Below are 9,407 nucleotides of genomic sequence, written 5' to 3'. Positions count from 1 at the left end.
GCGTACGTGGCGAAGCTCATACCGGACCGCGGTACGTGGCTTGAATTCGAGCTTGATACGAAGAAGGACGTGCTCTTCGTACGCATCGACCGTAAGAAGAAGATACCGGCCACGGTCATACTCCGCGGTATAGGGTTCGAATCGAATGAAGAGATACTGAAGCTTTTCTACACGATCGAAACGCTTCACCTCAAAGGGAAGAACGACGACGAGAAGAAGGAAATGCTCTTCGGCCGCCGCGCCGCGAAGAAGCTCATCGATCCGGCAAATCCCGAAGAGATAGTGCTCTCGCCCGGCGATACGATCAATACGACGCTCGCTGAACGTATACTGCAGCTCGGGGTAGAGCACATCGATGTGCTCGACCTTTCGGCGCTCAAGAACAATACGACCATCATCAATACGCTCGAGAAAGATACCTCGACAACGCAGGAAGACGCCTGCGTAAAGGTCCATGCCGTCATTCGCATGGGCGAGCCCGTGCTCGTCGAGAACGCGGTGAAGTATTTCAATGACATGCTCTTCAACCCGAAGGTCTATGACTTGGGCGAGGTGGGCCGCTATAAGATAAACAAGCGCCTCAACTTTGACGATTCGATAAAGGACCGTGCGCTGCGCAAAGAGGATATCATCGAGGCGCTGAAATTCCTCATCAAGGTGTACATCAACGAGGAGTCCATCGACGATATCGACCACTTGGGGAATCGCCGCGTGAGAAGCGTGGGCGAGCTCATGAGCAATCAGCTCAAGGTCGGTTTCTCGCGCATGGAGCGCATCGCCAAAGAGCGCATGCAGATGCTCGATGCCGACAGCGTCACCCCGCAGTCGCTCATCAGCGTCAAGCCCGTGCAGGCGGTGGTCAAGGAGTTCTTCGGTACATCGCAGCTTTCGCAGTTCATGGACCAGACGAACCCGCTCTCCGAGATAACGCACAAGCGGCGCCTGAACGCCCTCGGCCCCGGCGGTCTCTCGCGCGATCGCGCCGGTTTCGAAGTGCGCGACGTGCACCATACGCATTACGGGAAGATCTGTCCCATCGAAACGCCGGAAGGTCCGAACATCGGTCTTATCGTTTCGCTCGCAACGTATGCAAAGGTCAATCAGCACGGCTTCCTTGAAACGCCGTACCGCAAGGTCGTCAGCGGCAAGGTGACCGAGAAGATAGAATATCTCACCGCACACGATGAGGAGCGTTTCCACATCGCGCAGGCGAATGTGACGCTCAAGCCCGACGGTACGTTCGCGGACAAGTTCATCGCGGCGCGCTATCGGCATTCGTTCCCGTACGTGTCGCCCGATCAGATACAGTATATGGACGTTTCTCCGCAGCAGATCGTGTCGCTCTCTACCGCGCTCATCCCGTTCCTTGAGCATGACGACGCCAACCGCGCGCTCATGGGATCGAACATGCAGCGCCAGGCCGTGCCCCTCGTGGTGCCCGCGTCGCCCATCGTGGGCACGGGTTTTGAGCGGAAGATCGGGAGCGGCATCGGCGTGGTCGTCAAGGCGAAACGCTCGGGCAAAGTGCTCCGGGTGACGCACGATGAGATCGTCGTGAAACCGAGCCGCGGGGAGAACGACAAGGACCTCGATGTCTATCCATTGATAAAATATCAGCGAACGAACCAGGACTCGAGCTTCCATCAGCGCCCCTGCGTCGATGAGGGCGATACGGTCAAGGCGGGTGACGTGCTTGCCGACGGCCCGTCCACCGATAAAGGCGAACTGGCGCTCGGCAGCAATGTGCTTGCCGCGTTCATGATATTCGACGGCTACAATTTCGAGGACGCGATACTCATTTCGAAGCGTCTCATCCAGGAAGATACGTTCACCTCGATACACATCGAAGAATTCGAAGTGGAAGCGCGCGAGACGAAGCTCGACCGCGAGGTCATCACGCGCGACATACCGAACGTGCCCGAAGAGGCATTCCGCAATCTCGACGAGCGCGGCATCGTGCGCATCGGCGCGCAGGTAAAGCCCGGCGATATCCTTGTCGGTAAAGTGACGCCGAAAGGCGAAACGGAGATCACACCGGAATACCGGCTTCTCCATTCGATATTCGGCGAAAAAGCGCGCGACGTGAAGGACACATCGCTGCGTGTTCCGCACGGCAAGGGCGGTATCGTCATCGATATACGCATGCACAGCCGCGAGAACGGCGACGAGCTTAAGAGCGGCGTCGAAGAAGCGGTGAAGGTGTTCATTGCCAAGAAGCGGAAACTGCAGGAAGGCGATAAAATGGCCGGCCGCCACGGGAATAAGGGCGTTGTGGCGCGTGTTATGGATATAGAAGATATGCCGTACCTTGAGGACGGCACTCCCATCGATATCGTGTTGAATCCCCTCGGTGTGCCTTCCCGGATGAATATCGGACAGGTGCTCGAATTGTCGCTCGGCTGGGCCGGGCACAAGATGGGCGTGAAGTTCACGACACCGGTGTTCGACGGCGCCAAGGAAGACGATGTCAAGAAGGCCATGAAGGCCGCCGGTCTTCCCGAGCACGGGAAAGTGCAGCTGTTGGACGGGCGGACAGGCGAGCCGTTCAAGAACAGGATATCGGTCGGCTACATGTATATGCTGAAATTGAACCACCTTGTCGAGGACAAGGTGCATGCCCGGTCGACGGGACCGTATTCGCTCGTTACCCAGCAGCCCCTCGGCGGCAAGGCCCAGTTCGGCGGTCAGCGTCTCGGGGAAATGGAAGTGTGGGCGCTCGAGGCCTACGGCGCGGCGAACATGCTCCAGGAATTCCTTACCGTCAAATCCGACGATATGGCGGGGCGTGCACGCATCTACGAAGCCATCGTCAAGGGCGAGGTCGTATCCGCTCCGGGTACGCCGGAATCGTTCAACGTGCTCGTGCAGGAATTGCGCGGGCTCGGGCTTGATATCGGCATCTATGATGAGAACGGACAGAAAATAGCCACGACGGAGAAAGAGAACCGGCAGAAGACGAAGAAGACCACGAAAATATTCAAATAAGACACCGAGGGAAACGATGATAACGTCACTGACGAACTTCGACACGATACGCATAAGCATCGCATCACCCGAGACGATCCGCGAATGGTCGTACGGGGAAGTGAAAAAGCCCGAGACGATCAATTATCGCACGCTGCGCCCCGAGCGTGACGGTCTTTTCTGCGAGAAGATCTTCGGCACGACGAAGGAATACGAGTGCTACTGCGGCAAATTCAAATCGATACGCTACAAGGGTGTTGTTTGCGACAAATGCGGCGTCGAGGTAACGCACTTTAAGGTGCGCCGCGAACGTATGGGGCATATCGAGCTTGCTTCCCCGGTGGCGCATATCTGGTATTACCGCAACTCGCCTTCGCGCATCGGTCTCCTTCTCAATATGTCGATGGCAAGCGTACGAAGCGTGCTCTATTTCGAGCGCTATGTCGTCATCGAGCCCGGCGATACGCAGCTCAACCGCGGCGATCTTCTCACCGAAGAAGAGTATTTCGAGAACCTTGAGCGTTACAAGGATGCGGTGCGCATGGGCATCGGTGCCGAGGGCATACGCGATATGCTGAAGGAGTTGAACCTTCAGGAAGAGGTGGAGAAGCTCCGTCAGGAGATGAACAAGAAAGGCATAAAGGCCGACCGGCGTCTGCGGAAACGCCTCGAGATATATGAAGATTTCCTCTACAGCGGCAATAAACCGGAATGGATGGTCATGGATGTCATCCCGGTCATACCGCCGGAACTGCGCCCGATGGTGCAGCTTGACGGCGGCCGTTTCGCAACGAGCGATCTGAACGACCTCTACCGCCGTGTCATCAACCGGAACATCCGTCTCCGCCGGCTCCTCCTTCTCCGCGCGCCTGATATCATCATACGCAATGAGAAGCGCATGCTTCAGGAAGCCGTCGATGCTCTTTTCGATAACAGCCGCAGGAAGAAAGTGGTCAAGGGCCCGGGCAATCGCCCGCTCAAATCGCTTTCGGACATGCTCAAGGGAAAACAGGGGCGCTTCCGGCAGAACCTGCTCGGCAAGCGCGTCGACTACAGCGGCCGCTCCGTCATCGTCGTCGGTCCGAACCTGAAGCTCTATCAGTGCGGACTGCCGAAGAAGATGGCCGTCGAACTTTTTAAACCGTTCATCATGAAGAAACTCGTCGAGATGAACAGCGCGTACAATATCAAGAGCGCGAAGAAGATCGTCGAGGAAGGCGCCACCGAGGTGTGGGGCGTTCTCGAAGAGATCGTGAAGGAACACCCGGTGCTCTTGAACCGCGCGCCCACGCTTCACCGCCTCGGCATTCAGGCGTTCGAGCCGGTGCTCGTGGAAGGAAAAGCGATACAGCTTCACCCATTGGTGTGCAAAGCGTACAATGCCGACTTCGACGGCGACCAAATGGCCGTGCACGTGCCGCTCTCTGCGGAAGCGCAGATAGAGGCGTGGATGCTCATGCTCGCATCGCATAACCTGCTCGATCCGGCGAACGGCGAACCGATCGTGAACCCGTCGCAGGATATCGTGCTCGGCATCAACTATCTTACCCGCATGCGCAACGGCGCCAAGGGCGAGGGTAAGGCGTTCTCGTCGTTCCAGGAAGCGATACTCGCGCTTGACAGCGGCATTATCGATCAGCAGGCGCGCATCAGGGTGGTGAACGAGGCGGGTGCGCTCATAGAAACTTCCGTCGGGCGCATACTGTTCAATGAAATAGCGCCGAAAGGCATGGATTATCAGAACGACGCGTTCGATGCAAAACGCATCGCGAAATTCATACATAAGGTGTATCTCCGGTTCGGACCGGCGGCCACCGTCGGCATGCTCGACAAGATAAAGACGCTCGGATTCAGGAGCGCCACCACGTTCGGTGCGACGATATCGCTCGGCGACATCGTCATACCCGCGATGAAGCACGATGAGATCAAGAAGGCGAACAAAGAGGTCGAGACCGTGCAGCATCAGTATCAGCAGGGCCTTATCACCAACGAAGAACGTTCACAGAAGGTCATCGACCTGTGGACGAGCGTCAACGAGCGGATAACCGAAGCGCTCATGAACGAGCTGCGCATCGATCAGGACGGGTTCAACCCGGTCTTTATCATGGCGGATTCCGGCGCTCGCGGTTCGAAACAGCAGATACGTCAGCTCGCCGGCATGCGCGGCCTCATGGCTACTCCCTCGGGCGAGATCATCGAATTGCCGATCACCTCGAACTTCAAGGAAGGGCTTACCGTGCAGGAGTACTTTATCTCTACGCACGGCGCACGGAAAGGCCTTTCTGACACGGCCCTCAAAACGGCGGACGCAGGCTATCTTACGCGGCGTCTCGTGGACATCGCACAGGGCGTCACCATTTCCGATCCTGACTGCGGCACCATCAAGGGCGTCGTCATGCATCCGATCAAAGAGGGTGATGAGATCATCGAGCCCCTGCGTGACCGCATCATCGGTTTCTATGCTACGGAAAAGATCACGAGTCCGCATTCGAACGAGATACTCGTCGATTTCAACCAGGAAATAACCGAGGATGTGGCGATATCCATTGAGAAGGCAGGCATTGAAGAGGTTCGCATACGCCATCCGCTGACATGCGAAAGTGCCCTCGGCATCTGCCAGAAATGCTACGGGCGCAATCTCTCGACCGGAGCGCAGGTGGCGGGCGGTGAGGCCATCGGCGTCATTGCGGCGCAGTCCATCGGTCAGCCGGGCACGCAGCTCACCATGCGTACGTTCCACATCGGCGGCACGGCGGCGAAACAGGTCGAAGAGAACGAGGTAAAAGCGGGGTATCCGCTCTTCATAGAGAAACTTCCGGCTACTGTCATCGATCCGAGCACGAACGTGAAGGTCACGGCGCGCAAAGGCGAACTCATCGTACGACGCGTGTATTCACGCTTCGAGAAGAGCCAGGTGAAGGAATTCTCGGTGAAACAGGGCGGGAAGGTCATCATCGGACAGACGGTGGGGATCGACAAGTCGGGCAAGGATATCAAGGCCACGAACCTGACGACGGCTGAATTCGTCGACGGTGATAAGGTGCTCCTCCTTACCGGGAATGAATTCTCGCTCCCCATCAAGGTCGGGACGAATTTCCGTCACGATGAGGGCGAATACATTGAATCGAACACCGTCATCGGCGATTTCGATTCGTACAACGAGCCGATCATTGCCGAGAAATCCGGCGTGGTACGGTATCAGGACATCATCATGGGCCGCACCATGGTCGAGGAGATCGACGAGATCACCGGCAATAAGACAAAGCTCATCCAGGAATTCAAGGACGAGCGTCTGCAGCCGAAGATCCTCATCGTCCCGAACGACGGAACGGATACGTTCGAGACGGACGTCCCCAACGGCGCCATCCTTGCCGTCGAGAACGGACAGAAGGTGAAGGCCGGTGAGACCATTGCGCGGACGACGCGCGTTGCGCAGAAGACGCGCGACATTACCGGGGGGTTGCCGCGCGTGCAGGAGCTCTTCGAGGCGCAGCATCCGAAAGACCCGGCCGTCATGGCCCGCATCGACGGCGAAGTGCGCCTCGAGGGTACGGTCAAGGGCAAGAAGGTCGTTCTCATCAAGAACGAGTACGGCGACGAGGAAAAGCATCTCGTGCCTATCGGCAAATATCTCCTCGTGCGTAACGGCGATAAAGTGAAGGCCGGTGCGCAGCTGTGCGACGGTACGCTCGATCCGCATGATATACTCGACATCAGCGGTGAATTGTCACTGCAGCAGTATCTCCTCGACGAAGTGCAGGAAGTGTACAAGCTGCAGGGCGTGAACATCAACGACAAGCACCTCGCCGTCATCATTCGGCAGATGCTTCGCCGCGTTGAGATCGTGGACCCGGGCGATACGCGCTACATCGTGGGCGAATATGTGGACCGCTACGAGTTCCAGAAGGAGAACGAACGGAACATCAAGGAAGGCGGCGCCCCGGCGCGCGCCAAGCCCGTGCTCCTCGGCCTTACCAAGGCGGCGCTCCATACCGAAAGCTTCTTCTCCGCAGCGAGCTTCCAGGAAACGACGAAGGTGCTCACCAATGCGGCGATCAAGGGCAAGAAGGATATGCTCATCGGACTCAAGGAAAATGTGATAATAGGCCATACGATACCTGCCGGCACCGGCATACGCCAGTACAGCGAGATAAGCGTGTACAACAAGGTGCAGGGCGATCTTTTCTTCACGGAAGAACCGAAGGAAGAGAAGAAGGAAGAAGTGGTCGAGATTACGGTCTGACCTTATGTTCCCATTTCGGATGAGTAGATAGTATAGCAGTTCTTGCCGCGGTTTTTTGACCGATACATCGCGATATCGGCGAAGTGCATGATGTCCTCGCGTTTTGTCCCATGGCTGCGGTATTCGGCGACCCCGATGGAGATGGAATGGGGGATGACCTTGTCGTCGCTCATTGTTTTCTCGTTGCGGATACGCTCGAGGATGCGTTCACAGACGATCCTTGCGTTCGTCATGGGACAGCCCTTGAACACGATGCAGAACTCGTCCCCGCCGAAACGCGCAAGGACGTCGTTCTTCCTGAGGCAGGCTGCGATCACCTGCACCACATGCCGAAGTACCAGGTCGCCGACCTTATGACCGTAGGTGTCGTTGATGGTCTTGAAATTATCGATGTCGATCATGGCGACGCAGAACGTCGAATCCTCATGCTGACGCCGCTCGTTCTCCGTGATGAGCTGGTCGCACGTCTGCTTGAAAAAGTTCACATTGTAGATGCCGGTAAGGGCATCGCGTATCGCCCAGTCGGAACTGCGTATGCCTGAGAGCAGCGTCGCTACAAAATTGGTCAGGATGGAGAAGTACACGCGATCGGTTGAATCGAAGTCATCGCTTGGGGACGCGCGCACCGCCTCGATGATACCGATGAACTCGTCGTTCAGATAGAGCGGGGCGAACAGCGCGTGCTTCGGGGTTATGCCGAGCGCATCATCGATGACACGGGAGAGGTTCGGGTGCTTCGCAACGTCCGAGACCGCGGTCGTTTCCGGCTCAAGCGAGATGCTTGCGCGGTAGTCCGCTTTGAACGGGATGGTGATATGCTTGAGCTTTTCCTCGATGTTCACCGCCATCTCACGCGCATCGTTGAACATGACGGTGGCGCCGTGGTAGAGTATCTGCTCTTCTTTATTGTACCGGAGAAAGGAGGCACGGGTGCACATGAGATATTCGGCGCAGTAGAGGACGGTGAGCGAATAGAGGTGATTGATGTCCGAATAGTTCGCGTCCCTCAGGTTCTCGGAGAAGTCGTTCAATACATTGAGCAGCTGTAGCGGTTTTACCACGGGCCTTCCTGGTTATATGATGTTGAACACGTTGTAAAAACCGCTGCTTTTGAACACTTCGATGATGCGTTCCGGGATTGATCGGATGAGCATTTCCCCCCCGATCTTGTCTATTGAATTCTTCATATGGAACAGCGAGCCGAGCCCGGAAGAATCGATGTAGGTGAGCCCGGAAAGATCGGCAATGAACTTCTTGTACTGCATGCTGCCGATGGCTTCTTTTATCTGCCGCTTGAATTCCGGGGTGTATTCGAACGAAAAACTGCCCTTGATGCGAATGACGAGGGCGTTGGTCTCGGGCTCAAAGGTCGCATCGTACATGTCTTACCCCGCGGCTCATTATGCAAACAATCCAGATATCGGCACAGCCGGCTTCTTCATTGTGCCGATCGATCACGGTACTATACCACATCGCCCGATGATGTCAAGCATTGCGACTCGCTTTGCACTGTCGGCGCGTCGTATCGGCAATGGATGAAAAGAATGCTTGACGATACTCTTGAATGGATTATACTCGAACTAAGGCGAAACGATGGAAAAATCTACTCTTGAGGAAGGCTCGCACGAAAAGCCCGCTCGGGTAAAGGTATCGCTTCGCATTAAATATGCACTTGCCGTTCTCCTTGTCACGACCATAACGCTTTTTGTGAGCTTTCTTGCAACCGGGTATACCATGCTTGAGCGCAATCAGGTGTTCCTCTCGGAGGCGCTCCTCAAGGAGACCGTTCGGCTGCTCGATTATTTTTCGTCTACCGTGCGCGATGCGCTTATCTACGATGATGAATATCTCCTCACCACGACCTTCGACAAGATAAAGACCATGGAGAACATCGATTATGCCGTGGTGTTCGATCAGCGGACGAACGTGCGCCTTCACTCCGAGGTGGCGGCGCGGCATGCCTTCTCTGCGAGCAACAATGCGATAGCGAGCCTCTACGCAAGGACGAATATGACGGTCAATCCGCAATTTGACCCGAAACGCCTTCAGACGGGATATGTCCTTGCGTTCCCGCTCCTGCACCCCGCGAACGGAAAACGGACGGGCCTCTTACTGGTGAAGTATACGACGTCGAAAATGCGGGCCCTCGTTCACTTCCTCCGGCGTGATATCATCCGTAATATGAGCATTGCCCTCTGCA

General features: G+C 56.4%; 5 protein-coding genes. 3 read left to right on the top strand and 2 right to left on the bottom strand.

Annotated features, from left to right (window positions below; genetic code table 11):
- The coding region (gene rpoB, locus AABZ39_07965; protein ID MEK6794695.1) for a DNA-directed RNA polymerase subunit beta at window positions 1–2,985 on the top strand (2,985 nt) is incomplete at its 5' end.
- A gap of 16 nt (window positions 2,986–3,001) precedes the next feature.
- Entirely contained in the window at window positions 3,002–7,207 is a 4,206-nt protein-coding gene (gene rpoC / locus AABZ39_07960; protein MEK6794694.1) for a DNA-directed RNA polymerase subunit beta', read from the top strand.
- Between the two features lie 2 nt (window positions 7,208–7,209).
- On the opposite strand, the gene AABZ39_07955 is transcribed toward rpoC, so the two are convergent.
- Together AABZ39_07955 and AABZ39_07950 are read right to left on the bottom strand one after the other, a co-directional pair.
- Complete coding sequence (locus AABZ39_07955; protein ID MEK6794693.1) at window positions 7,210–8,268, bottom strand: sensor domain-containing diguanylate cyclase; 1,059 nt, start codon at window positions 8,266–8,268, stop codon at window positions 7,210–7,212.
- Between the two features lie 12 nt (window positions 8,269–8,280).
- Window positions 8,281–8,589 (bottom strand): STAS domain-containing protein, encoded by a 309-nt coding sequence (locus AABZ39_07950; GenBank protein MEK6794692.1) that lies wholly within the window; start codon window positions 8,587–8,589, stop codon window positions 8,281–8,283.
- 211 nt (window positions 8,590–8,800) lie between these two features.
- Here AABZ39_07950 and AABZ39_07945 point away from each other — a divergent pair.
- The coding region (locus AABZ39_07945; protein MEK6794691.1) for a hypothetical protein at window positions 8,801–9,407 on the top strand (607 nt) is incomplete at its 3' end.

Source organism: Spirochaetota bacterium, from assembly GCA_038043445.1.
Taxonomy (GTDB): domain Bacteria; phylum Spirochaetota; class Brachyspiria; order Brachyspirales; family JACRPF01; genus JBBTBY01.
The sequence above is the reverse complement of the archived record's forward strand: the minus strand, read 5'-3'. Positions and strand labels throughout refer to the sequence as shown.

Excerpts from the sequence above, each read along its gene's own strand:
- rpoC (MEK6794694.1), top strand. The coding sequence starts at position 3,002 with ATGATAACGTCACTGACGAACTTCGACACGATACGCATAAGCATCGCA.
- AABZ39_07950 (MEK6794692.1), bottom strand. The coding sequence starts at position 8,589 with ATGTACGATGCGACCTTTGAGCCCGAGACCAACGCCCTCGTCATTCGC.